Below are 1,039 nucleotides of genomic sequence, written 5' to 3'. Positions count from 1 at the left end.
GTTCGACCTTTTGCTTATCACCCGCGTGCTTTCTGAAACTGCCTAAGAGCTTGCTGGCAAGCTTGGGGGTAATGAAGGTTTCACCACCGGCAACCTGTCTGATGGCTTGTACAAGCTCACGACCGCTTATGCCTTTCAACGCATATCCCTGCGCGCCTGCTTCGAGGGCGGAATAGGCGTCCTCGATGGACTCAGATACCGTCAGCATCAAAACTCTAACTGCCGGCGAAGAAGCTGAGATCGCTCGCACGGCAGCAAAGCTATCGCCCGGCATATTGACATCCATCAGCAAAACATCCGGAGCAAAACGAGCGGTAATTTCCAGGGCATCATCGGCAGACCCGCCCTGCCCGACCACCTGAAAGTCAGCTATTTTCCTCAGCGCCATTGTGACCCCATCCCTTAACAGTGGGTGATCATCAACGATGCCAATCTTGATCATGGAACTCATAGGAACTCCCCATAAGAGTCGATGGAGCTGCATGGTGGTGTCGCACGTTTCATTTTTCACCCCTCGCGCCATACCCGATCCGGCAAGCCCAGCCGTCTCCATGATGTCCGGGGCGACAGCTGTGGCGGGTACCCGGAGGGCTGCAACTTATGAGCCATTTCAATAGGCCGAAGATAAAATTCAAATTAATTAACAGGCTGTTTCTGAGTGTTTCAAGCGAAAGAAAGGGTGAAGGGGGGATATTCCTCAAATCAGGTGCTAAACGCCCGGTTGGGTGGGTGTAATGCCCCATTTATGGAGATACCGCTTTTGCTTGGGGCTGATTGCCCTGAGGCGACTTGGATTCAACCGGTCGATTCAACAGATTGATCCAATCGGTTGCATCGACCGGTTGAATCCACAGCCAATACCCGACATTTCCCCTTGGCTCGATAGCTGGCGTTTTCGGTCCACGTACTGTCACAACCACCGCGCGAAAAATCCGTCATGACATGTCATGACCTCCAGCAAAATCGGACTTTGCCCAGCAAATACGGGGTTTAAAGGACGAATGGTCGAGAGGCGTCAAGCGCGGGGAATTGCCGGGAG

General features: G+C 53.1%; 1 protein-coding gene. It reads right to left on the bottom strand.

Translation table 11 applies throughout. The annotated features are described in order from the left end of the window. The coding region (locus AC1DU9_RS29830) for a response regulator (RefSeq protein WP_477811275.1) at positions 1-451 on the bottom strand (451 nt) is incomplete at its 3' end. Positions 452-1,039 lie beyond the last annotated feature (588 nt).

This window comes from Pseudomonas sp. P4_C1, from assembly GCF_056402155.1.
This window is presented reverse-complemented; position numbering and strand designations above follow the sequence as displayed.